General features: G+C 33.3%; 23 protein-coding genes. 10 read left to right on the plus strand and 13 right to left on the minus strand.

Going from position 1 to position 25,012, the window contains the following annotated elements:
• Positions 1 to 79 precede the first annotated feature (79 nt).
• Positions 80 to 655: a chalcone isomerase family protein gene (locus ABD859_RS19385; protein ID WP_345146299.1), complete on the minus strand. Its 576-nt coding sequence runs from the start codon at positions 653 to 655 to the stop codon at positions 80 to 82.
• Positions 656 to 1,140: 485 nt separating this feature from the next.
• On the opposite strand from ABD859_RS19385, the gene ABD859_RS19390 reads away from it, so the two are divergent.
• The 4 genes from ABD859_RS19390 to ABD859_RS19405 all read left to right on the plus strand — a co-directional run bounded on the left by ABD859_RS19390 (position 1,141) and on the right by ABD859_RS19405 (position 4,791).
• On the plus strand, positions 1,141 to 2,283 hold the full coding sequence (locus ABD859_RS19390) for an acyl-CoA dehydrogenase (protein WP_345146300.1): 1,143 nt from the start codon (positions 1,141 to 1,143) through the stop codon (positions 2,281 to 2,283).
• A 142-nt stretch (positions 2,284 to 2,425) separates the two neighbouring features.
• The gene (locus ABD859_RS19395; protein ID WP_345146301.1) at positions 2,426 to 3,400 is read left to right on the plus strand and encodes a M20/M25/M40 family metallo-hydrolase; all 975 of its coding nucleotides are present in this window, start codon (positions 2,426 to 2,428) and stop codon (positions 3,398 to 3,400) included.
• 35 nt (positions 3,401 to 3,435) lie between these two features.
• Positions 3,436 to 4,113, plus strand: a complete 678-nt coding sequence (locus tag ABD859_RS19400; protein WP_345146302.1) for an SDR family NAD(P)-dependent oxidoreductase — start codon at positions 3,436 to 3,438, stop codon at positions 4,111 to 4,113.
• Between the two features lie 81 nt (positions 4,114 to 4,194).
• Positions 4,195 to 4,791 carry a SprT-like domain-containing protein gene (locus ABD859_RS19405; RefSeq protein WP_345146303.1) on the plus strand — a complete coding sequence of 199 codons (597 nt, stop codon included), beginning with the start codon at positions 4,195 to 4,197 and terminating at the stop codon, positions 4,789 to 4,791.
• 97 nt (positions 4,792 to 4,888) lie between these two features.
• Here the strand turns inward: ABD859_RS19405 and ABD859_RS19410 are convergent, their stop codons facing one another.
• The 6 genes from ABD859_RS19410 to gcvP form a co-directional block, all read right to left on the minus strand.
• Positions 4,889 to 5,653 carry an ABC transporter ATP-binding protein gene (locus tag ABD859_RS19410; RefSeq protein WP_345146304.1) on the minus strand — a complete coding sequence of 255 codons (765 nt, stop codon included), beginning with the start codon at positions 5,651 to 5,653 and terminating at the stop codon, positions 4,889 to 4,891.
• A complete protein-coding gene (locus ABD859_RS19415) occupies positions 5,653 to 6,399 on the minus strand; it encodes an MlaE family ABC transporter permease (RefSeq protein ID WP_012022541.1) in 747 nt (248 codons plus the stop codon). Before ABD859_RS19415 ends, ABD859_RS19410 begins: the two co-directional genes overlap by 1 nt.
• A gap of 81 nt (positions 6,400 to 6,480) precedes the next feature.
• Positions 6,481 to 7,329, minus strand: coding sequence for a glycosyltransferase family 2 protein (locus ABD859_RS19420; protein WP_345146305.1), 849 nt, complete (start codon positions 7,327 to 7,329; stop codon positions 6,481 to 6,483).
• Positions 7,330 to 7,448: 119 nt separating this feature from the next.
• Entirely contained in the window at positions 7,449 to 7,970 is a 522-nt protein-coding gene (locus tag ABD859_RS19425) for a methyltransferase (protein ID WP_345146776.1), read from the minus strand.
• A 283-nt stretch (positions 7,971 to 8,253) separates the two neighbouring features.
• Positions 8,254 to 9,312, minus strand: a complete 1,059-nt coding sequence (locus tag ABD859_RS19430; protein WP_345146306.1) for a 3-oxoacyl-ACP synthase III family protein — start codon at positions 9,310 to 9,312, stop codon at positions 8,254 to 8,256.
• Positions 9,313 to 9,689: 377 nt separating this feature from the next.
• Positions 9,690 to 12,539, minus strand: a complete 2,850-nt coding sequence (gene gcvP / locus ABD859_RS19435) for an aminomethyl-transferring glycine dehydrogenase (protein ID WP_345146307.1) — start codon at positions 12,537 to 12,539, stop codon at positions 9,690 to 9,692.
• 196 nt (positions 12,540 to 12,735) lie between these two features.
• On the opposite strand from gcvP, the gene ABD859_RS19440 reads away from it, so the two are divergent.
• Positions 12,736 to 13,548: a UbiA prenyltransferase family protein gene (locus tag ABD859_RS19440; protein WP_345146308.1), complete on the plus strand. Its 813-nt coding sequence runs from the start codon at positions 12,736 to 12,738 to the stop codon at positions 13,546 to 13,548.
• A 274-nt stretch (positions 13,549 to 13,822) separates the two neighbouring features.
• Here ABD859_RS19440 and ABD859_RS19445 read toward each other — a convergent pair whose 3' ends face one another.
• The 5 genes from ABD859_RS19445 to ABD859_RS19465 form a co-directional block, all read right to left on the minus strand.
• Positions 13,823 to 14,275, minus strand: coding sequence for an SRPBCC family protein (locus ABD859_RS19445; RefSeq protein WP_345146309.1), 453 nt, complete (start codon positions 14,273 to 14,275; stop codon positions 13,823 to 13,825).
• A 205-nt stretch (positions 14,276 to 14,480) separates the two neighbouring features.
• Positions 14,481 to 15,386 carry a TIGR01777 family oxidoreductase gene (locus tag ABD859_RS19450; protein ID WP_345146310.1) on the minus strand — a complete coding sequence of 302 codons (906 nt, stop codon included), beginning with the start codon at positions 15,384 to 15,386 and terminating at the stop codon, positions 14,481 to 14,483.
• A 63-nt stretch (positions 15,387 to 15,449) separates the two neighbouring features.
• Positions 15,450 to 16,268 (minus strand): thiol-disulfide oxidoreductase DCC family protein, encoded by an 819-nt coding sequence (locus ABD859_RS19455; protein ID WP_345146312.1) that lies wholly within the window; start codon positions 16,266 to 16,268, stop codon positions 15,450 to 15,452.
• A 29-nt stretch (positions 16,269 to 16,297) separates the two neighbouring features.
• The gene (locus tag ABD859_RS19460) at positions 16,298 to 17,035 is read right to left on the minus strand and encodes a YqjF family protein (protein ID WP_345146314.1); all 738 of its coding nucleotides are present in this window, start codon (positions 17,033 to 17,035) and stop codon (positions 16,298 to 16,300) included.
• Between the two features lie 61 nt (positions 17,036 to 17,096).
• Entirely contained in the window at positions 17,097 to 17,600 is a 504-nt protein-coding gene (locus tag ABD859_RS19465) for a GbsR/MarR family transcriptional regulator (RefSeq protein ID WP_345146315.1), read from the minus strand.
• 298 nt (positions 17,601 to 17,898) lie between these two features.
• On the opposite strand from ABD859_RS19465, the gene ABD859_RS19470 reads away from it, so the two are divergent.
• The 5 genes from ABD859_RS19470 to ABD859_RS19490 all read left to right on the plus strand — a co-directional run bounded on the left by ABD859_RS19470 (position 17,899) and on the right by ABD859_RS19490 (position 24,196).
• The gene (locus ABD859_RS19470) at positions 17,899 to 19,458 is read left to right on the plus strand and encodes a hypothetical protein (protein ID WP_345146316.1); all 1,560 of its coding nucleotides are present in this window, start codon (positions 17,899 to 17,901) and stop codon (positions 19,456 to 19,458) included.
• Positions 19,459 to 19,560: 102 nt separating this feature from the next.
• Entirely contained in the window at positions 19,561 to 21,120 is a 1,560-nt protein-coding gene (locus tag ABD859_RS19475) for a hypothetical protein (RefSeq protein ID WP_345146317.1), read from the plus strand.
• Between the two features lie 271 nt (positions 21,121 to 21,391).
• Complete coding sequence (locus ABD859_RS19480) at positions 21,392 to 21,805, plus strand: DUF1842 domain-containing protein (RefSeq protein WP_345146319.1); 414 nt, start codon at positions 21,392 to 21,394, stop codon at positions 21,803 to 21,805.
• 316 nt (positions 21,806 to 22,121) lie between these two features.
• A complete protein-coding gene (locus tag ABD859_RS19485; RefSeq protein WP_345146320.1) occupies positions 22,122 to 23,384 on the plus strand; it encodes a cation:proton antiporter in 1,263 nt (420 codons plus the stop codon).
• 461 nt (positions 23,385 to 23,845) lie between these two features.
• The gene (locus tag ABD859_RS19490; RefSeq protein WP_345146321.1) at positions 23,846 to 24,196 is read left to right on the plus strand and encodes a type II toxin-antitoxin system HicB family antitoxin; all 351 of its coding nucleotides are present in this window, start codon (positions 23,846 to 23,848) and stop codon (positions 24,194 to 24,196) included.
• Between the two features lie 17 nt (positions 24,197 to 24,213).
• Here the strand turns inward: ABD859_RS19490 and ABD859_RS19495 are convergent, their stop codons facing one another.
• Complete coding sequence (locus ABD859_RS19495; RefSeq protein ID WP_345146322.1) at positions 24,214 to 24,873, minus strand: SanA/YdcF family protein; 660 nt, start codon at positions 24,871 to 24,873, stop codon at positions 24,214 to 24,216.
• Between the last annotated feature and the right edge of the window lie 139 nt (positions 24,874 to 25,012).

Below are 25,012 nucleotides of genomic sequence, written 5' to 3' on the forward strand. Positions count from 1 at the left end.
GCATCAAATTTATAAAACAAAAAAGAAAAGCCGAAAACTATTTGGTTTTCGGCTTTCGGTATATTCAAAAAATTAAGAATTATTGTCCTAATAAATGTTTTTTCAAAGTTTCGTCAACTGGTTTATCAGAAAGCCAGATTCCAAACAAAGCTTTTTTGAAATCAAATCCCTGGATTTTTCCTTTTAAAACTTCGTTTTTAGAAACGTAAACATTTTGATCAAGCGGATTGTATGCTAAAACAAAAACATCTTTTTCTGTAATGACATCGCTTAAATAGCTTTTGAGCTGTTCGATTCTTGGGCGAAGTTCTTCAAGATTGCTTCCTGCAGATTTTTCAAACCCGGTATTCATTGCTTTTGTTAATTTGTTTGATGAAACCATAGATGAGGTAATCTCAATACGAATGGCCATTTCTGTATCGCTGTCAATAATAAATTGCGGATCCTGACTTAATTGTGATAAGTACAATGCCTGAACATAAACTTCTAACCACATTTTAGATCTTCCGCCAGCACCATTAAGCTGCAAAGTTTTGCCTTGAAACTCTATTTTTCGCGGAACAGTAACTCCGTTTACTTCTAAGTGAGTTTGTGCAGAAACTTCAGAAAACAGTAAACTTAATAGGAGTGTAAGTACTAGTAAAATCTTTCTCATACTCTGTCAATTATTTAATTTTTGGTCAAAAATAATGTTAATTTATCAATTTTGTCGTCATTTTAGTAAAGTTTTTTTCTGTGACTTTTTTAATTTTTTTCTTCTATTTCTTTAATAATCAAATTAGTAAGACTTGTTTTACGTAGATTTGCTCGTTTTGGGAATTGTTTAATCTTTTACTGATAAGAATTGTCTTAGAAAAAATAATTTTTGAGATCAATTTTAGTATTTTTTGAATGTTGAATTTTAGAAAAATCGCTGCAGGATTATTGCTTCTGTATTGCAAAAGGTGAATATTTACGAAAACGTTATCGTTATTATTGACGATCTATTAAATTTGTATGCATGCATTGTAAATTACGCTTTTAAAAATTATCTTTGAAAGCCTTTTGAAGTAAAATTGGCATTTCAAAAAAACAAAAAATAAAAAACCACGTAAACTGGATTTGAAATTCGGTTTAGAAAAAAACAATAAAATAAAAACTATGGATTTTAATCTTACCGAAGAACATTTAATGATTCAGCAGGCAGCTAGAGATTTTGCTCAAAATGAATTATTGCCAGGAGTTATTGAACGCGATGAAAAACAAATTTTTCCAGCGGAACAAGTTAAAAAAATGGGTGAACTTGGATTCATGGGAATGATGGTTGATCCAAAATACGGCGGCAGCGGTCTTGATGCGATTTCATATGTAATTGCTATGGAAGAAATTTCTAAAGTAGATGCTTCGGCTTCTGTAGTAATGTCGGTAAATAATTCTTTAGTTTGCTGGGGATTGCAGGAATTTGGAACCGAAGAACAAAAACAAAAATATTTACCGGGACTTGCTTCCGGGCAAATTCACGGAGCTTTTTGTTTAAGCGAGCCAGAGGCAGGAAGTGATGCTACATCTCAAAAAACAACTGCAATTGATATGGGAGATCATTATTTAGTAAACGGTACTAAAAACTGGATTACTAACGGAAACACAGCTTCTGTATATTTGGTAATTGCGCAGACACATCCAGAATTAAAGCATAAAGGAATTAATGCTTTGATTATGACCAAAGATATGCCGGGTTTCGAAGTGGGACCAAAAGAACAAAAAATGGGAATCCGCGGTTCAGACACACATTCATTAATGTTTACTGATGTTAAAGTTCCAAAAGAAAACCGAATTGGAGAAGATGGTTTCGGATTTAAGTTTGCCATGAAAACTTTAGCAGGAGGTAGAATTGGAATTGCTTCTCAGGCTTTAGGAATTGCTTCTGGAGCTTACGAACTAGCTCTAAAATATTCTAAAGAGCGCAAAGCTTTTGGAACAGAAATCTGCAACCACCAAGCCATTGCTTTTAAACTGGCAGATATGGCTGTAAATATCGAAGCGGCGCGTCATTTGTGTATGAAAGCGGCTTGGGATAAAGATCAGCATAAAAACTATGATGTGAGTGGTGCAATGGCAAAATTATTTGCTTCGCAGGTTGCTATGGACACAAGTGTTGAAGCAGTTCAGATTCACGGTGGAAATGGTTATGTAAAGGAATACCACGTAGAGCGTTTTATGCGTGATGCAAAAATTACCCAGATTTATGAAGGAACTTCAGAAATTCAAAAAATCGTAATTTCAAGAGCTGTTATCGCAGGATAAATTGTCTTTAAATATATTTGAAACCCTTTCTTACTTTTTAGTTTGAAAGGGTTTTTTTATGAATATTCTATTACTTTTCATAAGTTTATAGTTTCAAGGAAAATTATACTTTCTACCATCAATAAACTAACCACAAAATACTATGAAAAAACTATATTTTTTACTTCCGTTTGTTTTTCTAGCTTGTAAGTCAGGAACGTCAACAGTAGCCGTAAAAGAGTCAAAAGCTGAATCGAAACCAGTTGAGATTACTTATAAGGTCGAAGAATCTGAGGTGTCAGATTTTTTAAAATACCTTTCTTCAGATGAATTAGAGGGACGTGATACGGGAACAAAAGGAATTGAAAAAGCGGCTGTTTTTTTAGAAGATTTTTTTAAGAAGAATAATATCAAACCTTATTTTAAAACATACCGCGATACACTGACTAATTTTAAATTACCGGCGTTTAACATTGTTGGTGTTTTAGAAGGAACAGATCCTGAACTTAAAAACGAATTTGTTGTTTTAAGTGCGCATTACGATCATATTGGGATTGAAAAGAAACAACAGCCGGATCAAATTTACAATGGTGCAAATGATGATGCATCTGGAGTAACTGCTGTTGCACAGATGGCGAAATATTTCAGCGAAACAAAATCAAATAAAAGAAGTATTTTGTTTGTGTTTTTTGCCGGAGAAGAAAAAGGTCTTTTAGGATCAAAAAGCATGGCTCCTAAACTTAAAGCAAAAAACTTCAATTTATATGCCCAGCTAAATATTGAAATGATTGGTGTTCCTATGAAACGTGATTATTTGGCATATATAACTGGTTTTGATAAATCGAATATGGCCGATAAAATAAATGAATATACAGGAAAAAAGACAATCGGATTTTTACCAAAAGAAGCCGAGTATAAATTATTTTACAGATCTGACAATTACTCGTTTTATGATGTTTTCAAAAAGCCATGCCAGTCTATAAGTACTTTTGATTTTGAAAACTTTGATTTTTATCACCACGTTTCAGATGAATTTAAAGTAATGGATATTCCGTTTATGACTTCGTTTATTCAGGAATTACTTCCGGCTGTGACTAAAATAAGCACTACGCCGACACAGGAAATTACAATGAAATAACGGTTCTTTATTTTGGTTTTCCTTATTTTTGCTTTATGAAAAATATTATAGTTACCGGAACAAGCCGAGGTATTGGTTATGAATTGGCTTTGCAATTTGCCAATGCCGGAAATCAGGTTTTAGCGATTTCGAGAAAAATTCCAAAATCACTTTTAGAACATCAAAATGTTACCTGTCTGTCTATTGATCTTGCAGATGAATCTGCTTTAAGCGAAGTAGAAAGTTTTCTTTCGTCAACATGGAAAAAAGTAGACGCACTTGTTCATAATGCTGGAGCTTTATTATTAAAACCTTTTGCAGAAACAACTCAGGCAGATTTTGAAAGTATTTATAAAGTAAATGTTTTTGCTGTTGCAAACTTAACCCGAATTTGTCTGCCGTATTTACAAAAAGGAAGCCATGTTGTAACCATTAGTTCAATTGGCGGTGTACGAGGCAGTTTAAAATTTGCCGGATTAGCAGCTTACAGCTCAAGTAAAGGTGCTGTAATTACTTTAACTGAATTACTGGCAGAAGAATATAAAGAACGCGGTATTTCGTTTAATGTTCTGGCTTTGGGTTCTGTTCAGACTGAAATGCTTAATGAAGCTTTCCCTGGTTATCAGGCTCCAATTTCGGCAGAAGGAATGGCAGCGTATATTTATGATTTTACGCTTAACGGAAATAAATATTTTAACGGAAAAGTGTTGGAGGTTTCTTCTACGAATCCGTGATTAAATTCCAATATAAAAATTCCAAATCACAAATTGACAGTAGAAGGCATCTAACTTTTTACAAATAACATTTAACTTAAATTGAGCGCAACATTAGCTAAATACATTCCTGAGCATGCGGTAAAACCCGTTTTTGATTTGATTGTGACCAACCAAGTTCACTTGAAAATTGTAAACGAGCGTCAGACACGTCATGGTGATTACAGGCGCGGACCAAGCGGAAAGCATGAAATTACAGTTAATGCGAGTTTAAATAAATATCGTTTTTTAATTACGCTGATTCATGAAATTGCACATTTGGTTGCTTTTGAAAAATTTGGACGTAATATAAAACCACATGGAAACGAATGGAAATTTACTTTTCAGCGTTTGATGGTTCCGTTTATAAGACCGGAAATTTTTCCGAGTCAGATATTGCCTTTATTAGCCAGACATTTTAAAAATCCGTCGGCAAGCAGTGATACTGATACAACTTTGTCTTTGGCATTAAAACAATACGATGCCGACAGCGATAAGAGTTATGTTTTTGAAATCCCGTTTGGAAGTGTTTTTAAGATACAAAACGGAAAAGTTTTTAAGAAACTGGCCGTAAGAACCAAACGTTTTGAATGTATCGAAATAAGCTCTGGAAAAACATATCTTTTTAATCCAAATGCAGAAGTTGAACTTCTGGATTAAAATTAAGCCTCAGAGAGATTTACAAATAATAAAAAATCCCAAATTCCAATTATATATATTTTGGAATTTGGGATTTTTTATTTTAGAATTTAAAAAATTACAAGCCTTTTAAATAAGCTTCACGTACTTTTTTAAATAAGTTTGAAGAATAAACGAACTTAACGATGGCTTCATTATCAGTTCTAAAGATTTCTTCTTTAGTTCCCTGCCATGCTTTTACTCCTTTTTTTAAGAAAACAATATTTTCGCCAATCTCCATAACCGAGTTCATGTCGTGAGTATTGATTACAGTTGTAATATTGTACTCTTTTGTAATTTCCTGAATAAGGTTGTCAATTAAAGTCGAAGTGTTTGGATCTAAACCAGAGTTTGGCTCATCGCAAAATAAATACTTCGGATTGTTTACAATTGCACGGGCAATCGCCACACGTTTCTGCATACCTCCGGAAATTTCAGAAGGCAGTTTTTTATGTGCATCTACAAGATTTACTCTTTCTAAAACAAAATCAACACGTTCTTTGATTTGTGCCTTAGTATTGTTAGTAAACATTTTTAGCGGGAAAGCCACATTTTCTTCAACCGACATCGAATCAAATAAAGCGCTTCCCTGAAATACCATTCCAATTTCAGTTCTCAAGTCACGTTTTTCGTCCTTGTCTAAATCAGAATAAACTCTTCCGTCAAATTCAATTGTTCCTGAGTCCGGGGTGTGAATTCCTAATAACGTTTTTAATAAAACTGTTTTTCCAGATCCACTTTGTCCAATAATCAAGTTGGTTTTGCCAGTTTCAAATACCGTTGAAACGCCTTTTAAAACTTTGCTGTCACCAAATGATTTTTCTATATTTTTTACTTCTATCATTATCCTAGTAATAATTGAGTTAATATATAATTTAGGAGAATGATAGTCACAGATGTCCATACAAACGATGTTGTACTTGCTTTACCAACTTCTAATGCGCCGCCTTTCATATAATAACCATGAAAAGACGGGATTGTTGCCAATAACATGGCAAAGATTAAAGTTTTGATAAATGCATAAGTAATATGAAACGGTATGAAATCTTTCTGAGCTCCCATAATAAAATCGGCACCGGTTGAAAATCCTCCGTAAGCACAAGCAAGCCATCCTCCAAAAATTCCTAAAAACATACTGATACCAATTACAAAAGGGTACATTAATAAAGCTATGATTTTAGGGAAAACAAGATAGTTTACAGAGTTAACTCCCATAACTTCTAAAGCATCAATTTGTTCTGTAACGCGCATTGTTCCAATACTTGAAGTAATGTAAGATCCCATTTTTCCGGCCATAATTACCGAAATAAAAGTAGGGGCAAACTCCAAAACTACAGATTGGCGTGTCGCGAAACCAATTAAATATTTTGGAATTAAAGGATTGGTTAAATTTAAAGCGGTTTGAATGGCAACAACTCCTCCAATAAAGAAAGATATAAAGCAGACAATTCCAAGGGAGTCAATAATTAAGTCATCAATTTCTTTGAAAATTAAATTTTTCATAACAGGCCATTTAGTCTGTTTATTGAAAATTTCTTTCAGCATTAAAAAATATTTTCCTATTTGGGATAAATAACGAATTAGCATCATAAGTTTTACAAATATTGGCTAAGGTAAAAATAAGTTATGAGTTTTGGGTAATGAGTTCCGGTTTTTCGAGTGTTTTAGCAATCAAATTAACTTTTGTTTCATTTTTTCAAAACGATATTTCCTAATAAATTTAGCCTGTTCGGGTGTAACTAATAAAGGTGTTTTGGCTTTTTTTGCTTTCCAGAAACCTTTTATATAATCTAAAAAAAGAAATGGTTTTTTCTTCATCATTGCCAGTTTTGCAGAGGCAATTGCTGTAATCCAGAATCCATATCCTAAAGTGTAAAAAGCTTCGCCTTGTTTATAACGAGCTGTCTTGTTGTAATTTGCTCCGGTTGGTTTTAGATGTTTTACGTGTAAAGATTCATCGGTTACAATTTTCCAGTCGTAATATTTACAAAGTAATTCATCAACCGTATCCCAGCCCATTGCAGGGCGTAAACCCCCAATTTGCTTAAATGTTTCTTTTCGATACGCTTTTAAAGCGCCGCGAATGTGATCTTTATCGGTTAGATTTTCTAAAATCCATTCGCCATTTTTATCAATATAACAGAATCCACCAACCATTCCAACTCTTGAATCCGATTCGAAATGTTTGATAATGGTTTCGAAATAGTTGGGAGGGAAAATTAAATCACCATCGATTTTTACAATAATATCGTAATCGGAATCCAGCGTTTCAAAACCTTTCTGAAAAGCCTGAATTACCTTGCTTCCCGGCATGTGAATTGCATCTGAAGTTTTATTTACAACTGAGATGTACGGATTCTCTTTTGAAAAGCTCAAAACTACTTCTTCTGTTTTATCAGTCGAATTATCATTTACAACCACAACTTTTGCAGGTAAAACAGTTTGAGTTACCAAAGATTGCAAAGTAAGACCAATAAGATCTTGCTCGTTGTGTGCGGGTATAACAATGTAATATTTCATAAAATTTCAATTTAAATTCCAATCCCTAAGTCTCGGAATAAATTCCAAATTCCAATCAAACTGGGTTCAATTGGAATTTGGAATTTATTTTTTGAGCTTTCCAAAGTTGGAATTTGCCGTTAGGCTCTTTCAGCCACAACAATATAATATCTTGGAGTGAAATATCTTAATAAAGGTCTTAATCCAAACTTTTTTACCGGATGTGTAAATTGTAAACGGTCGGTAATTTTCCAGCCTGTTTTTTCTAAAAGCCAGTCTAACTGCCAGTCTTCAAATTCATGGTAATGTCTGTCCCACATATCAGTTTTAGAACGATATGCCGGCGAAAACCATAAACGCAATGGGATTGAAATTAAAAGTTTATCACATTTTACGTTTTGTAAAATTGTGTATGGATTTAATAAATGTTCGAAAATTTCAAATGCGGTAAAAACAGTATATTCTTCCGTTTGCAATGCCGTCTGATCGTTGTCTAAATCTTCGCCTTTTGTGTTTTTTACGGTATAGCCATTTTCTTCCATTATTTTAGAAAACGGATTTGGAACTCCAAAATCAAAAATGGTTTCTGATGTGCTAACGTGCTTTTGTAGAAACTCTAAGGTAAGTTTAAATCTTTTATTCGGAAACGTTTTTTCGTACATAGTCATTGCGAACGAATCAATCTCTCGTTCTTGATTTTAATTAGGTCGCAAATATACTAAAAAAGTAATCAGTGTTCAGTTTTTAGTGTTCAGTTGTGGAGCTAGTTTAAAATGAATTTCTTCCAATGACGTGAAGTCATAAAGTATTGATCAAAAAAATAAACCATATAAGTAATATAAGTTCAATTAAGAGAAAACTTAAAAATATCTTATATACTTATATGGTTAAAAAAACTTTGCGATTTCGCGCTTTTTGCGAGATTATTTTACTCGGCTTTAAATTTTAATATCTATAAACAAAAGCATTAATGTTCATTCCGGCTCCAACTGAAGCAAAAATGATTACATCGCCTTTGTTGATTTCCTGGTTTTCTATTTTACCTTGTAAAATCAAATCGTATAGAGTAGGAACGGTTGCAACACTGCTGTTTCCTAAATCATGAATACTCATTGGCATAATATCTTTTGGAGCTGTTTTATCGTAAAGTTTGTAGAAACGTTCGATAATGGCTTCGTCCATTTTTTCGTTTGCCTGATGAATAAGGATTTTTTTCACTTCGTCAATTGAAATACCGCTTTTATCTAAACAGCTTTTCATTGCACACGGAACATTGCTTAAAGCAAATTCGTAAATTTTACGACCATACATTTTGATGTATTTAATATCCGGATCTAAATCTGGATTGTATGATTTTCCGAAGAAAAGATAATTGGCTTCATCATTTGCGTAAGTAGCACTTTCGTAAGATAATAATCCGGCTTCATCAGTCGAGGCTTCTAAAATTGAAACTCCGGCTCCATCAGAATAAATCATGGAATCGCGATCATGGTCATCTACAACTCTTGATAAAGTTTCGGCACCAATTACCATAACTCTTTTTGCCATTCCGGATTTAATGAAAGCATTTGCCTGAAGTACGCCTTCAATCCAGCCAGGACATCCAAAAAGAATATCGTAAGCCACACATTTTGGATTTCTGATTCCTAATTTGTTTTTTACACGTGTTGCTAAACTTGGTAAAATATCGGTTTGATGCGTTCCTGTTTTTACATCGCCAAAATTATGGGCGAAAATAATATAGTCTAGAGTTTCGGCATCGATTCCTGCATTTGCAATTGCTTTTTGAGCTGCAAAAAAAGCCAAATCAGAAGCAGTATATTGAGGTTCTGCATAACGACGGTTTTGAATTCCGGTAATGCCTTTAAATTTTTTAATTACAACTTCATTCGGATAACCAAAAGGAGTTCCGTCCTCATTTAAAAAAACATGTTTATCAAAATCTGTGTTTTTTACTTCTAAATTAGGAATGTAACTCCCAATTCCAATAATTTTTATTTTCATTTTTGCCCGTTATTTTCCGATAAATTTCATGCTAAAGTATAAATAAAAATATGATAACTATCATAAAAAATACTATGCACGCATATAATTATGAAATAACGATTTTTTGAAAGATATATTGTTTATTTTCTAATGATTTTTTGCTTTTACCGAGATTTCAAACGTTTGAGATTGCTTAAGGAACTTATTTTTATTTCATTACTATATTCTTAAATGTTATAAAATTGAGTCATAATTTTAAGAATGTTATAAAATTAAAAAGCAGTTATTTAAGTCAAAAACAATTGAGTGAAGTTTATTCTGCTCAACTGTCAAATAAAACAAAACCCGGCAGATTTTAAAATCTACCGGGTTGAATATGTAAAGAAAACTTATTTTTAGTTTTCCATGTAAGCTTCGATAGGAGCACAGCTGCAAACTAAATTTCTGTCTCCATAAGCATCGTCTACGCGACGAACAGATGGCCAGAATTTATTTTCGGCGATGTAATCTAATGGATACGCTGCTTTTTCTCTTGTATAAGGGAAATCCCAGTTATCTGTAGTTAACATTGCTAATGTATGCGGTGCATTTTTCAATACGTTGTTTTTATCATCTGCTTTTGCTTCTTCAATCTCTTTTCTAATTGAAATCAATGCATCACAGAAACGATCTAACTCTGCTAAATCTTCAGATTCTGTAGGCTCGATCATTAAAGTTCCAGCAACTGGGAAAGAAACCGTTGGAGCGTGGAAACCGTAATCCATTAAACGTTTTGCGATATCACCCACTTCGATTCCGTTTTCTTTAAATGCACGGCAATCTAAAATCATTTCGTGAGCTGCTCTTCCGCATTCTCCTGTGTAAAGAATTGGGTAGTGACCTTCGAAACGTGCTTTCATATAATTCGCATTTAAGATCGCGTGCTCTGTAGCGCTTTTTAATCCTTCAGCTCCCATCATAGTGATGTAACCGTAAGAAATTAAACAAACTAAAGCAGATCCGTAAGGTGCAGAAGAAATAGCGGTAATTGCCTGCTCACCACCAACATTTAAGATTGGGTTTGTTGGCAAGAACGGAACTAATTTTTCGTTCACACAGATTGGTCCAACACCAGGTCCGCCGCCTCCGTGAGGAATCGCGAAAGTTTTGTGTAAGTTTAAGTGACAAACGTCGGCACCAATTGTAGCCGGATTTGTTAATCCAACTTGCGCGTTCATGTTTGCACCATCCATATATACTAATCCGCCGTTATCGTGGATTAATTTTGTGATTTCAATAATAGAAGATTCGAAAACTCCATGAGTAGAAGGATACGTTACCATTAAGCAAGATAAATCATCTTTGTGCTCAATTGCTTTTTCTCTTAAATCTTCTACGTCGATGTTTCCTTCCGGAGTAGTTTTCGTAACGATGATTTTCATTCCGGCCATCGCTGCAGAAGCAGGATTTGTTCCGTGAGCCGATGATGGAATCAAACATACATTACGGTGTCCTTCGTTTCTTGACATGTGGTAAGCACGAATCGCCATTAAACCAGCATATTCTCCCTGAGCTCCAGAGTTTGGCTGTAAAGTTGTTCCGGCAAAACCTGTAATTACATTTAATTGTTGCTCTAATCTTTTTAGCATTGTTAGGTAACCTTCAACTTGGTCAACTGGTGCAAACGGGTGAATGCTGTTCCAGTTTGGCATAGATAAAGGCAGCATTTCTGAAGCCGCGTTTAATTTCATTGTACAAGAACCTAATGAAATCATCGAATGATTCAACGATAAATCTTTACGCTCTAATTTTTTGATGTAACGCATCAACTGGCTTTCTGAATGATGATTGTTGAAAACATCATGCGTTAAGAAAGAAGATGTTCTTTCTAAAGAAGCCGGTAATTGACTTGCTGCACTTAATTCAGAAACTGTGAAAGTTTCTTTTCCTAAAGCTTCAGCAAAAATCGAAATGATTTGGTTGATGTCTGCAACAGAAGTTGTTTCGTTAAATGAAATCGAAACACTTTCAGCATCAGGATAGAAGAAGTTTACTTTGTTTTTCTCAGCAGCAGCTTTTACTTTTTGAGCGTCAGCTTTTACTAAAATAGTATCAAAGAAAGCTGTGTTAGTTTGGTAAACTCCTAATTTATTTAAAGCTTCAGCAGCAGTAACTGCAGATGCGTGAACTTTGTTTGCAATATATTTCAAGCCTTTTGGTCCGTGGTAAACCGCGTACATTCCGGCCATAACAGCTAGTAAAACCTGAGCCGTACAAATGTTTGAAGTCGCTTTTTCACGTTTGATGTGTTGTTCACGAGTTCCTAACGCCATACGTAAAGCGCGGTTTCCATTTGCATCAACAGAAACTCCAATGATACGACCCGGCATAGATCTTTTGTATTCGTCTTTAGTTGCAAAATAAGCAGCGTGTGGACCACCGTAACCCATTGGTACACCAAAACGCTGTGTAGTTCCAACTACAACTGCCGCTCCCATTTCTCTTGGAGAAGTTAAAGTTGCAAGTGATAAAATATCAGCAGCAAAGGCCACTTTGATTTCGTTTTCTTTTGCTTTAGCAACAAAAGCGCTGTAATCATTTACCTGACCGTATTTTCCAGGATATTGTAAAATCGCTCCGAAAAATTCTGTAGAAAAATCAAAGTTTTCGTGGTTTCCAACAACCAATTCAATTCCAATTGGAGTTGAACGTGTTTGAAGTACAGATAAAGTTTGTGGTAAAATTTCTTCAGAAACGAAGAATTTGTGTGTATTGTTTTTCTTTTGGTCGCGAGTACGAACGTCAAATAATAACGCCATAGCTTCTGCAGCAGCCGTTCCTTCATCTAATAAAGAAGCATTTGCGATTTCCATTCCAGTTAACTCGATAACGGTAGTCTGGAAATTTAAAATAGCTTCAAGACGTCCTTGAGCAATTTCTGCCTGATAAGGAGTATAAGCTGTATACCATCCCGGGTTTTCAAAAATGTTTCTTTGAATTGGAGCCGGAACGATAGTTGGGTGATAACCCAAACCAATGTATGATTTAAATGTTTTGTTTTTCTTCCCTAATTCGCGAATATGATTTGCAAATTCGAATTCTGTCATTGCAGAATCTAAATTCAACGGCGCTTTTAGACGAATATCATCTGGAAGTGTTTCATAAACCAGTTGTTCAATAGAGTCAACTCCAATAGTCTTCAACATAAATGGAAGATCGGTTTCTCTTGGGCCAATGTGTCTTAAAGCAAAAGCATCTGTTCTCATTTGTAGCTATCTAAATTTTTAGGTCAATGCAATCAGCCTCAGTTTTATGGGCAAATCACATTTGAAAGTAAATGTGTTGTTTTTTTGTGGCGCAAAATTAAGTATTATTAATAATTTAATAGGTATTTTTAACTTCATTTTTTATCAAATTTCTAACTAATGATATGATTTGTTAATAAATGATTAGATTTGAGAGATGAAACTTCTAAAGCAAATTTTTGATTTTTATTTAAACAGCAGTATTCACGTGGCTTTGTCGTGTTTCGCTTTGGTGCATATTACTTTCCATGTGTTTCATATTCAATATGATGAACCTATGGCGCTTTTTGTTTTTTTCGGAACTATTGTAGGATATAATTTCGTAAAATATGATGCGCTTGTTCGTGTGAAGAAAAATCCAATCTCAACACAGTTAAAAATTATCGCTGTTTTGAGTTTTATTTCGGTTGTTTTGGTTGGCTATTATTTTTTTCAATTAAAAAGAGTTACACAAATCGTCTCGTTCGGAATTTTTGCTGTAACAGCTTTATATACTTTACCCTTTTTCCCGAATAGAAGAAATGCCAGAAACTGGGCGGGCGTAAAAATCTATATTGTGGCGATTTGCTGGGTCGGTGCGACTTTGGTTTTGCCTTTAATAAATGCCGAAATTCCGTTTACAACAGATTTCTTTATAAAATGTATTCAGCGATTTGTTTTGGTTTTTGTGCTCATTTTGGTTTTCGAAATTTTGGATTTAGCCAATGACGATCCGCATTTACAAACTGTTCCGCAGACAATAGGAGTGAAGAAGACTAAACTTTTAGGGTTTTTACTTTTAATTCCGTTTTGGTGTTTGGAAATCTTTGTTTCAACGTTTAATTATCATGATGCGATTATAAATTTGATTATGGTAATCATGTTGATGCTTTTCATCTTTTTTGCAAACACTAATCGCTCCAAATATTACACTTCCTTTTGGGTAGAAGCCGTACCGATTTTTTGGTGGCTGATGATTGTTTATTTTTAGTAATAAGTATATTTTGGGCGTGACCCCGATCTGGTAAACGGGCAAACATTCTTTGCGCTTATACGCCCGCTTCCCAGATCGTGGTCGGGCTATCCGCGCTACTTCGGTAGCCAGCTCCTATCCCTCACGCGAACCGTAATATGAGAAAATTCAATTTCAAAAGAAAGTCAATCAATTGTCTCCAGCTTTAGCCAAATTTAGTTTTTTGGCTAAAGCCATCAATTATTCCTAATTACATTCCTCCAGCTAAAGCTGAAGGCAATTGAAACTTTGTTTACTGTATTTCCGAAACCTCTTTCAAAACCTTATTTCTTTCCAGAAGAAAATTCGTCAAATGCTTTTCTAAAAACAAAGCATCAAACAGCTTTCCGAAAATTCCATACGGAGTTTCATATTTTAAATAATCCTTCATAATTGTAACTCCGTTTATTTCTTTAAAATAATGTTTATGTCTAAACGATTTGAATTTTCCTTCTTCCATTTCATCCAAAAAATAATCGTAGAAATTCATGACGGTAATTCGGCTTTTGTGCGTCAAATAAAACCCGAAATGTTTTCCGCGCCACGTTACCGTTTCATTTAAATTAATTAAACCGGAAGTTGTTCCATCAATTGCTTTTTCTTTTGATTTACTAGCCGATTTTTGATGAACATCTATATTTCTTGATGCATCAAAGACAGTTTTTATTGGAGCGTTTATTTTGGTTACGATGTGAATTGTGGTCATGATTAGGAAAATTAGTTTTAAAGAATAAAGCTCCAGCGGAGCTAAATATTTATAGAATATACAATTGATAATCGGAAAAGAGCCCTGGAAGGGTGACATATTTATAACAGGGAAATGTGTCGCTCCGCTGGAGCTTAAATTCTGGATGTGTATTTCTTCTCTATAAATATTGAGCTCCTCCGGAGCTTTTAAATTATTACTTTTATTATGCTAAATCCTGAAAAGCCTCATCAATATTTCCAAACTTAAATTCAAATCCATTTTCTAAAAGTCGTTTCGGAATCACATTTCTACTTTTCAAAACCAATTCAGTTTCGGTTCGAATAAAAAAAGAGCCAATTTCCAAAAGTGTTTTACTTAACGGAATTCCGAATGGAAAATTAACTGCTTTTCTCAATTTAGACATAAAATCGACATTTCGAATTGGTTTTGGAGAAACGATATTTATTTTTCCCGTAAGTTCCTTTTCAATAATAAAATCAACTGCACGAGCAAAATCTTCTTCATGAATCCAGCTCACAAACTGATTTCCTTTTCCTTGTTTTCCGCCAAAGCCGATTTTAGCTAAACGCTGCAACGGAATAAAAGCACCGCCATTTTTCCCTAAAACAATAGAAGTTCGCAAAGCCGTTTTTAAAGTTTTCGGAGTTTCGGTTTTAAAAAAGGCTTTTTCCCAAGAAAGTGCCACATTTATAGAAAAGTCATTCCCGATTTCACCTTCAATTTCATCCATTTTTTTATCCAAAGAAAATCGATAAATAGTTGCTGTTGAAGAATTCAGCCAATGTTTCGGCGGATTTTGACAGTTTAAAACGGCTTCATTTAAGATCTTCGTACTTTTAATTCGTGACCACAAAATATCTTGTTTGTTCTTTTTTGTGTAACGACAATCCACAGATTTTCCAACAAGATTAATTAAAACATCGGCGTTTTCTAATTCTTTTTCCCAGCCAGAAAAAGTTTTGGCGTTCCAGTTTACATATTTTATTCTGTCGATTGTTTGAGATTTTCCTCTGGTCAGAATTACAATTTCGTCAAATTTGTTTTTAAAATGATGGACTAAAACCTGTCCTAAAAATCCAGTTCCGGCTGCTATGATGAGTTTGCTCATTTTTTTAGTTTTTCGAGTTAAACCTGACAGGTTTTTAAAACCAGTCAGGTTTCCGTAAAGTGATTAATTTAAAATTAAAAACAACGCGATAATTCGATACAAAATCCAAGTGAAAGTTAGGTAAAAAGGAAGTTTTAAAATTTTAATTCTTCGAGTATGTTCTAAAAACATTATGCAAACTGTCGCTGTAAACCAACCTAAAATTATCGTTTGCGGGACATTAACTAGCTGACTCAAAATCAAAATCGGACTTAATATTAAACTTCCCATTAAAGAAACTGTCATTAAATTTCCGGCGTAATTCAGAATCGTTTGTTTGTCCACTTTAATTAGAAACAAACTTTGAAAAACAATTTGTCCGAAAGCTAAAGCAAGTTCTCTTGTAATGTTGCTTTTTGGAAAATTCAGAATCAAATTAGAATACCCAAACAAAATGAAAGTCGTTACAGTCAAAGCAAATCCGATAAACAGAAATCTATATTTATAATTGAAATCAGGTGTGCATTGCAATTTGTTTTCTTCTTTTGCATTTCCAGGGATAATTACTTTTCGGTTATAAGAAACAAAAGAATACATTTTTTTGAGTATAAAATGAATTGGTTTTAAAGTCGCGATTTTTTCAATTAACGGAAAAGAAAAACCAATGACTTTTATTAAACTATCAATTCCGTAAGTTACCGTTTTGTTTTTATTGTCGACTAAAGCAATTTCGTTTGGAGCGCGTTTTAGGTCTACAAAGTTTTGTTCTTCGGCAGATAATTCGCAATATGATTTTCTTCCGTTTTCGTCTAACATGCCGCTTTTTACAAAACCAGTTGTGTACAAACTGCAAAGCGGACAATCTTCATCATAAAGTAAAGTTTGGTTTTCGAGCGTTTTCATAATTTTGGTTTTTTTGATTAAAAAATAGCTTAATACATTTCTTCTAAAACGGGTGTTATTTGTAGTTTTCTTTTATTCTTGACTCCAATTTTTGAACCTTTAGCCAGAAAAACAGAAGTTGGTTTTAGGTTTTGAAGAAATGCAAAATCGCTTCCGTATGTGTTTTGAAAATCAATATCGATTTGATGATTTAAAACTTCAAATTGTTCCCATCTTGGATGTGTAACTTCGTATTCAAAAGTGCTGTCTTCATCAATTTTAGTATATCCGAAATAATGTTCTGTAATAAATTCAGCTTCAGAATTGACTTCGATCTCACTTAAAATATTTTTGGTTTCTATTTGAATGGTATTCCAGTTTTTATCATTTTTCCATTGATACATAAAAGTGTTTGTATTTTTATTTTCAATGATTTCATGTTTCATTTTTAGTGTTTCGTAATGTTCCTGATACCAGGTATTTGCAATAAAAGTGATGGCTTTTTTAGGAACAATTTCTTTTATGAAAACCACGCCTCGTTTCCATTCGCCGTTTTCAAAACGTTTTACATAGAATCTCAAATTGACTTCTTCAAAATCGACATGAAACGGCACTTTCAATCCTAAAACTTTTGTTTCTTTAAAAAGAAATCCAACTAAACTCACGTAACATTTGCCATTCCAGATATCAATTTCGGTTCCTGCAGGAACATATTTTTCCAGAACTTCACGATTAACCTCATAATTAAATAAGGCTAAATTTTTCCATTGTGCATTTAAGAAATTCATGTCAATTATTTTTTAAAGTTTTAAACTTTCAGAAAAAATTGAAAGTATTGATTAAATTTTTTTACTTCATCATTTTGATAAACAATTTTCCAAGCCAGTTATCATTTAGTTCAGTCATTTTATCCAAAACATTATCAGCTTTTAAAACAAAATCATATAATTTGGAAGTTTGATCTACAAAGTGTTTTTCTTCAGCAGAATCTTTAGCTTCAATTGTCGAAACTTCTTTTAGAATTTTAAGTGCCGGTTTGATTTCTCTTTTACTTCTTTCTCTAGAAATTTTTACGGCTAATTCATCTAAATCTTTTTCGGCTGTAAAGAATTCTTTTCTTTCTCCAGCTTTAAATTCTTTGTAAACAATTCCCCAATCCATTAAAGCACGAAGATTCATACTGGCGTTACCGCGGGAAATTTGTAATTCTTCCATAATGTCTTCCATAGAAACAGCTTCGTTTGAGACCATTAATAACGCATGAATCTGTGCCATGGTTTTATTAATTCCCCATTGAGAACCTAAAGCTCCCCAAGTCTGAACGAATTTATTTTTTGCTTCTTTGAATTCCATGGTTCAAATGTAAGTAAAAGTTTTTAAACTTTCAAAAATAATTGAAAGTTTGTTTTTATTTTGAATTAATTGTGTGTAGGAATATTTCTATGATATACTTTTAACTGTTTCATTACTAATATTTTGCGTTCTGTGACATTTTTTCGGCTAAGGGAATTGTTCTAAGGTAAATTTGACGCTGAAAATTTAAAAAGCTAGCAAAGTTTATTTTCAATTTTAATGTGGAGCAGAACCCACTATAAAAAACGAGGCGGAATCTGAAAAGCCTTACGAGTAAGAACCCAAAAACAAATTTATCATGGAAACTTTACAAGAAATTCTAAAAGAGAATGCAACTTTGAAAACTATTGGTACGCCTGCAGAATATGAAGTTTATGCTGAATATATGTCAAATATCATTAAGCAGCTTCCAAATCCAGGTAAGTTGAAATTATTAACCAATACTTCGAGCGCACAAGCTTCATTTTATTTTTTAGATGATGCAACTAGTGCAGTTAATTCGACTTTGTACAATAATGTATTGAATCAAAGAATTGAAGGAGAAGGTACTGTAAATGGAATCGATCAGGTTGGACTGGCACAAGATTCTTTTACTAACAGTTATCTGAGTGTTTTTACAAAATTAAGATATCAATTATCTCCAAATGACAAAGCTACTCAACAAAGAGTTAATGCTGATGTTGCTTCTACAGTAAGAGCACTTATTCCTGTTTGGAATGCATGGTATGAAGCAATTGAGCCAAAGGATGTTAAAAAGTTAAATGCTACTAATACAGACATCGCTTTGATTCAAATGACTAATACTTTAAATACGGTTTGGCTTAATCCAAAATTTAAAGAAATTATACAAAAAGATTCGTCTTATCCTTATACTCACTTAAACGACTTTAATACCATTTATAGTAATATACCGGTATCTGTATCTAAACAAATGAGAGACTATATGATTGAGGTGTTTAATAAATCCGGGGCTGCCGGGGCAATTACTGCAGATATTGCTAACGCAACTCAAACTCTTGCGGGTATTATTGACAATATTCAAAAACCAACCACAGGGGACGATGGTAATGGCGGAATGACTATTACAGGATCTGATAAAGCAGTTCCGGGATTGGTATTTGAGCCAGCCAGACCAAATGCAATTGTAGAACAGTTAAGTACTAATCCGCCTTCTTCAGTTTTTAAAGTATCAAAAAGAGTAACTAAATCTACTGAAACTACATTAAATGTACAGGCTTCTGTAAGTGGCGGAATATCTATTCCTATTTTATCTTTCTTTTCAGTAGGAGTAAACGGCGGTGCTAAAACGAGTATTTTTGAAAGAGACTATTCTGGTTCAAACTTTACTGTTGATGTAGTGGTTAATAATGCTACTGTTAGTCCGCTTATGAGCAGCAGTCCATTACTGTATAATATTTCAACAAGACAAGGATGGATGTCAACTTCTCCGGTAAAAGATGCTATTAAAAACGGATATCCGGCGCCAACAGGTATTACAGGTTACGTATTTAACAGCAATCCAAATTTTGATTTTAGAGAAGGAGCCGATTTTGGATATGTTAATTCATTAATCTTTAGTCAATTTCTTGAAATAAATATTGGTTTTGATAAATGTGACAGTAAACAGGTTAGAAAGTATTTTGAAGAGCACACAGACATGGGGGTATATTTCTTAGGCATTCGTTTAGGAGGAGCAAGCCAGTCAGCAAGCTACAGCTATTCTTTCAGTGATGAAACCGCGACTTCAATCAGAGTTACTATAAAACCAGAAGCGCCTGGTTATGTTCCTGGTACAGATAGTATCAATCAATCATTGTCTCAACTAGTTGCTGTAGGAGTTGTATATCCTTTTGCTTAAGCATCTAGATTAAATAACAAAAAGAGGGTTGTTAATTATAATGATTAATAACCCTCTTGTTTTATTGATTATCAATTTTACTCTTAATTTAAATAAGCAATAATGGAAAATCTTATATCGAATGCTGATGATGGAATATTAATTGAAAATGAAACTGATAATTCTGTCGAAAACCAAACGTATGCCGAATATATGTCGAACATTATTCTACAGTTGCCAAATGCTGAAAAATTGCAGTTTCTAACCGGAACATCCAGCAGTCAGGCTTCTTTTTATTTTATGAATAATAGTAGAGAAGTTAATGGCAGTTTATATAATAATTTTTTAAACCAAAGAGCAGCGGGACAAGGAATTCAATATGGAGTTAGGCAGGTGGGCTTAACATTAGATTCTTTTGTGAATAGTTATTTAAGTGTTTATCTCAAATTAAGATATCAATTATCTCCAGACGATAAAGCTAAACAATTAGAAATAAGCAGTAAAACAGCATCTGCAGTAAAGGATTTGATTCCTTTATGGAATGCTTATGTAGACAAGTATCTTCCGGGAAATATTAATAAGTTACATGAAACCAATACCGATATTGCTTTAATTCAGGTTACAGATACCCTAAATACCGTGTGGATTAATCCTGAATATATGTTAGTTTTAAAAGATGAACCTTCATATCCGTACACTCATATTGATGATTTTTCCAAAATTTACAACAGGATTCCTAATCAGGAGGAGTTTATTCCTGATATGAAGAAATTAATGGAGGATATCTATCGTTTATCTGGCGCGTCTGGCGCTGTCACGGCAGAAATTGCTTATGCGGTTCATACTTTAGCAATTATAATTTATAACCTTCTTTATCCTAGTGAACAAAATAAAGGACTTTCATTAACCGGATCAGAAAATTTAATTCCCGGATTACAGTTTAATCCTTCTAATCCTGAGGAAGTTTTGAATCAATTAAGCAGAGTTCCAGTAGATTCATACAGCAACAATAATAACGTACTTAAATTATCTTCGGAAGTCTTAAAAATAAAAATTTACGATTCGGAAGAAATTACGATTTCACCATTACAATTATTATCTAATGTTTTAGAAGACGGCAGGATAAATAGTGTTTTTAAAGAGACATTTTCTGGAACCAGTTATGTAGTCGAAGCCATTGTTAATAATCCTGTTATTAATCCGCAGTTAATGGTAAATCCAGTTCCGTTTGATATTATTACAAATACGGGCTGGATGCTTTCTGAACCGGTAAAAAATGCGGTAAAAAATGGATATCCGCCTCCATCGAATATTACGGGATATGTTTTTAACAGCAAGCCAAATTTTGATTTTACCGAAGGCGGAGATTTTGGATTTATAAGCTCTCTTGTTTTTAGTCAGTTTCTTGAATTATATATAACCTTTACTAATTGTGATACAGGAAAAGTAAAAAACTACTTTGAGAAGAATAAATTTTCAAATTTTAATTTTCTAGGACGTTCAATAGGAAACCCATCTCAACCAACTTCATATTCCTGTCAGGTTGTAAATAAAAACACTAATAATAATTCTACTTCAGTGGTGGTAAAACCTAATCCGCCCGGATATATACCGCCAACAGCTGATATTACAGATTCTTTGTGCCAATTAGCAGCAGTTGAAATTATTTATCCATTTGCATAATCTTTTCCAGGTGTTTTTACCCGCCTTTTTTTCTTATGTCAGTTTTTGTTCGATTCATGTCATAAAATTGGCATTTCATATCATTTTTTCAATTACGCCTGCTTATCTGCTATAGTTTTGATATAGAAATAAACCATGAAATTATTATTTAAAATGTTGGTTAAAAAAACAATTAAATAATAAAAAAATCAAATAAGTGGAGCAGAACCCACTAGAAAAAACGAGGCGGATCCGAAAAGCCATACGAGTAGGAAACCAAAAACGAAAAGTTATGTCAGATTTATTAGCAGGTGCTTACTTAGCAAAAGGCACAATCGGAAATGTAGGAACACCAGGTGCTCCAATCGCAACATTTAGTTTAGTAGTTGTACCATCACAACATTCTGTTACTGGTACAGTTATAATTACTCAGGCAGTACAAGGACCGGACAGTCATATTGTGGTTCCTGTAACAGGTAAAATATACGCAGCTGGATTAGGTAAATTTACACAGCTGGTAAGCTTAAAAGGACAGTATGTACATTCTGTTCCACCTCCTGCGATTGGTTCTTTTTTAGCAGAATTCAATGCTCATTTCGCAATTGATAATGCCTGGAACGGAGTAGGCGGGTTTTCATACTATCAACATAATGTTGAGAATGTACCAGTTGCTGCTGCAAAAAATTTACAAACAGAGTTGGCATAAAAACTTGCCCCAGATTTTAAACAACTCAAAGAAAAATATAATTAGGATTAATAGATCTCCTGATTTGGTTACTGCTTTGATTTAAAGGGTCGTCTGGTGTAGACGGCCTTTTTTTTACCAAAAACAAAAAAATCACAAAGAAATTAAAAGCTGAAGATTCTTTCAGCTTTTTTGTTTTCGTTTTATTCTTTTTAAAAATTGAAGAAAAGTTAGAAACTTAACGAATCTTGTTCTAAGAATTATAAAGTTATGTTAATTCAGGTCTAAAAATTTTAGATTAAATAATGAGAAAGATATTTTTGTAAAAATCACTTTTATGGAATTATACTACACTTTTTCAGTACTCATTGTACTGGCCTCTTTCTTCGCCTATTTGAATTTACGATTTTTAAAACTTCCGGGAACAATCGGAATCATGATTATTGCCATGCTGGTTTCAGTAGGAATACGCCTTTTAGGAGATTCTTATTTTCCGGCAACTACCAAGCATTTTTTCGATTTAATAAAACAATTCGATTTCAATGAAATATTAATGGGAGCAATGCTAAACTTTCTTTTATTTGCCGGTGCACTGCACGTAAATATGGCAGATCTTAAAGAACAAAAAGTTCCTATTATGATTTATTCTACAGTTAGTGTAGTATTATCAGCACTGATTATTTCTATGCTTTTGTATTACATTGCGCCACTTTTAGGAATTCATATCCCTTATGTATTTTGTTTAGTTTTTGGAACTTTAATTTCTCCAACAGATCCCATTGTAGTTTTGGGAGTTTTAAAAGAAGCGAAAGTGCCTAAAAGAATTGAAACCAAAATTGTTGGTGAATCTTTATTTAATGATGGAGTAGCGGTAGTAATGTTTGCCGTGGTCCTGAAAATGGCAACTGATCCAACTTTTGATGTAAGTTTTGGTTCTATCGCCTGGCTTTTTGCGAAAGAAGGAATTGGCGGACTTTTATTAGGGGCTGTTTTCGGATTTACGGCGTCAAAAGTTATGAAGAAAATCGACGATTATAAAGTTTCGGTTCTAATAACGCTTTCTATAGTAACAGGAGGGTTTTTGGTTGCACAAAGTTTACACGTTTCTAGTCCGCTGGCAATGGTTGTTGCCGGATTAATTATTGGAAATTATGGTAAAAAAGTTGCCATGAGCGAAGTTACTAAAGATTACTTGGGGAAATTTTGGGAACTTATTGATGAGATTTTGAATGCCGTTTTATTCCTTTTTATCGGTTTCGAATTGTTACTGCTTCCAGATTTGAATAAACAATTATTAACAGGTTTTGTAGCCATTTTTATTGTACTGTTTTCAAGATTAACTTCTATCGTTTTACCTTGGAAATTCTTTGATATCTTTAAATTCTTCGGAATCAGATCGGCTTATAACAAAGGTTCTTTAATGGTTTTGGTTTGGGGAGGAATCCGGGGTGGAGTTTCGATCGCACTGGTGCTTTCTATGCCAGAAGGAGAATATAAAAATCTATTATTGGAGGTAACCTATATTGTTGTTTTATTTTCAATCGTAATTCAGGGATTAACCGTTGGAAAATTAGCCAAACGAGTTTTAGAAAAAGAGTAAGACAATATAGAGAAATAGCAAAGAAGCAAGATTTCTTTTTTGTTTTTTAATTATGTATAAAGAGCCTGTAATTTGTTTTGCAGGCTTTTTTATAATCCGTTTGTGATCATGCACCTTTTAAAATTTGTATTATTTGAGAGATTTTTCCTAATTTTGAAGTGTAATTTAGTATGTAACTAAGATGTAGTTGCAAGTTAAATGTTTAATGATAAATTTGTATGAGTAAAATTGATAAACTTATTGAAAGGTTAAAATCAAAACCAAAAGATTTTTCTTGGGATGAAATGCTGAAAGTTCTAAAACATTTGGTTACGAACAAATCTCACAAGGGAAAACAGGTGGTCAAGAAGGAAATTTGTAAATGAGAATAAGCGGATTATAAGTCTGCATGAACCACATCCTCAAAAAGTTTTTAAAGGATATCAGCTTGATATTATTATTGAACATTTGGAACAGTAAAGATGAAAAACTATTTAGAATATAACGGATATATTGGAACATTAGAATTGTCTGCAGATGATAAAATATTCTTTGGAAAAATTCAAGGCATAACTGATTTAGTAACTTTTGAAGGTGCTTCGGTTACCGAATTGGAGGAGTCTTTTAAAGAGGCTGTTGAGGACTATTTAGAAACATGTAAATTATTGAATAAAGTTCCAGAAAAAATCTATAAAGGATCTTTTAATGTGAGAGTATCACAGGAGTTACATCAAAAGATTGCTCTTTTGGCTGTTAAAAAAGGATTGAATTTAAATGAAATTGTAAAAGAAGCAATATCTTATATTGTAAAACATGAGGAGGTTTTAAACTAAAAAGTTAAAGATTATTTTTATCGCTTATCGTCTTTCGAATAATTTGAATCGCCATTAATATTAATTTCAGTTCCTAAAAACTTAGGCTCACGATTTCTTAAAACATCAAAAAAGGATTTAAAAATCGAAAGATATTCTCTAAAACATACATATTTATAACCCAAATATTCGCCTTGATTAGCAGAATAACCAGCAGATTTTATTCCCATTTGATTTCCAATATAAATCGCACGATTCAAATGATATTCCTGTGAAATCAAAGTAGCTCTTTTAATTTTGAAAATATGTTTTGCACGATACATTGTCGAGTAAGTATCAAAGCCTGCATAATCAACAAAAATTTTTGTGGTATCAACACCATGGCTGTAGCAGTAATTTTTCATAACGGTTAGTTCATCATATTCGTCACGGCCGTTATCTCCGGAAAGTAAAATTTTATTGATACGTTTTGCTTTATACAATAAGATTCCGGCATCTAATCTGTCTTTTAAGTATTTACTTGGCTGGTTTCCATTTATTCCGGCACCAAAAATAATTCCCACATCATTCTTAGGGAATTTTTTTATCGAATAATAAATCTTGGTTTTGGTTGAAGATTTTACGTAGTAATTCACCGAAATAACGGCAATCAATCCAATAATGATAAGATAAAATGCTATTTTAAAATATTTTTTCACAGCGTATTTTTGTAAGATTAAGATTTAAAAAATGCGAAGATAATTAAATTTACTTTTAGACAAAATACAATAAAAAAACCGAAGCGGAAAACTTCGGTTCTGGTATCTCTAAGATGCTTAGTAGCTTAGTGTCTTAGCA

The sequence above is a fragment of the Flavobacterium ginsengiterrae genome (assembly GCF_039539785.1).
GTDB classification, from domain to species: domain Bacteria; phylum Bacteroidota; class Bacteroidia; order Flavobacteriales; family Flavobacteriaceae; genus Flavobacterium; species Flavobacterium ginsengiterrae.

Coding starts and splice junctions, on each gene's coding strand:
- ABD859_RS19385 (WP_345146299.1), bottom strand. CDS start 655: ATGAGAAAGATTTTACTAGTACTTACACTCCTATTAAGTTTACTGTTT.
- ABD859_RS19465 (WP_345146315.1), bottom strand. CDS start 17,600: ATGGAATTCAAAGAAGCAAAAAATAAATTCGTTCAGACTTGGGGAGCT.
- ABD859_RS19410 (WP_345146304.1), bottom strand. CDS start 5,653: ATGATAGAAGTAAAAAATATAGAAAAATCATTTGGTGACAGCAAAGTT.
- gcvP (WP_345146307.1), bottom strand. CDS start 12,539: ATGAGAACAGATGCTTTTGCTTTAAGACACATTGGCCCAAGAGAAACC.
- ABD859_RS19390 (WP_345146300.1), top strand. CDS start 1,141: ATGGATTTTAATCTTACCGAAGAACATTTAATGATTCAGCAGGCAGCT.
- ABD859_RS19440 (WP_345146308.1), top strand. CDS start 12,736: ATGAAACTTCTAAAGCAAATTTTTGATTTTTATTTAAACAGCAGTATT.
- ABD859_RS19480 (WP_345146319.1), top strand. CDS start 21,392: ATGTCAGATTTATTAGCAGGTGCTTACTTAGCAAAAGGCACAATCGGA.
- ABD859_RS19430 (WP_345146306.1), bottom strand. CDS start 9,312: ATGAAAATAAAAATTATTGGAATTGGGAGTTACATTCCTAATTTAGAA.
- ABD859_RS19400 (WP_345146302.1), top strand. CDS start 3,436: ATGAAAAATATTATAGTTACCGGAACAAGCCGAGGTATTGGTTATGAA.
- ABD859_RS19420 (WP_345146305.1), bottom strand. CDS start 7,329: ATGAAATATTACATTGTTATACCCGCACACAACGAGCAAGATCTTATT.
- ABD859_RS19445 (WP_345146309.1), bottom strand. CDS start 14,275: ATGACCACAATTCACATCGTAACCAAAATAAACGCTCCAATAAAAACT.
- ABD859_RS19490 (WP_345146321.1), top strand. CDS start 23,846: ATGAAAAACTATTTAGAATATAACGGATATATTGGAACATTAGAATTG.
- ABD859_RS19455 (WP_345146312.1), bottom strand. CDS start 16,268: ATGAAAACGCTCGAAAACCAAACTTTACTTTATGATGAAGATTGTCCG.
- ABD859_RS19425 (WP_345146776.1), bottom strand. CDS start 7,970: ATGTACGAAAAAACGTTTCCGAATAAAAGATTTAAACTTACCTTAGAG.
- ABD859_RS19460 (WP_345146314.1), bottom strand. CDS start 17,035: ATGAATTTCTTAAATGCACAATGGAAAAATTTAGCCTTATTTAATTAT.
- ABD859_RS19470 (WP_345146316.1), top strand. CDS start 17,899: ATGGAAACTTTACAAGAAATTCTAAAAGAGAATGCAACTTTGAAAACT.
- ABD859_RS19395 (WP_345146301.1), top strand. CDS start 2,426: ATGAAAAAACTATATTTTTTACTTCCGTTTGTTTTTCTAGCTTGTAAG.
- ABD859_RS19475 (WP_345146317.1), top strand. CDS start 19,561: ATGGAAAATCTTATATCGAATGCTGATGATGGAATATTAATTGAAAAT.
- ABD859_RS19450 (WP_345146310.1), bottom strand. CDS start 15,386: ATGAGCAAACTCATCATAGCAGCCGGAACTGGATTTTTAGGACAGGTT.
- ABD859_RS19415 (WP_012022541.1), bottom strand. CDS start 6,399: ATGATGCTAATTCGTTATTTATCCCAAATAGGAAAATATTTTTTAATG.
- ABD859_RS19485 (WP_345146320.1), top strand. CDS start 22,122: ATGGAATTATACTACACTTTTTCAGTACTCATTGTACTGGCCTCTTTC.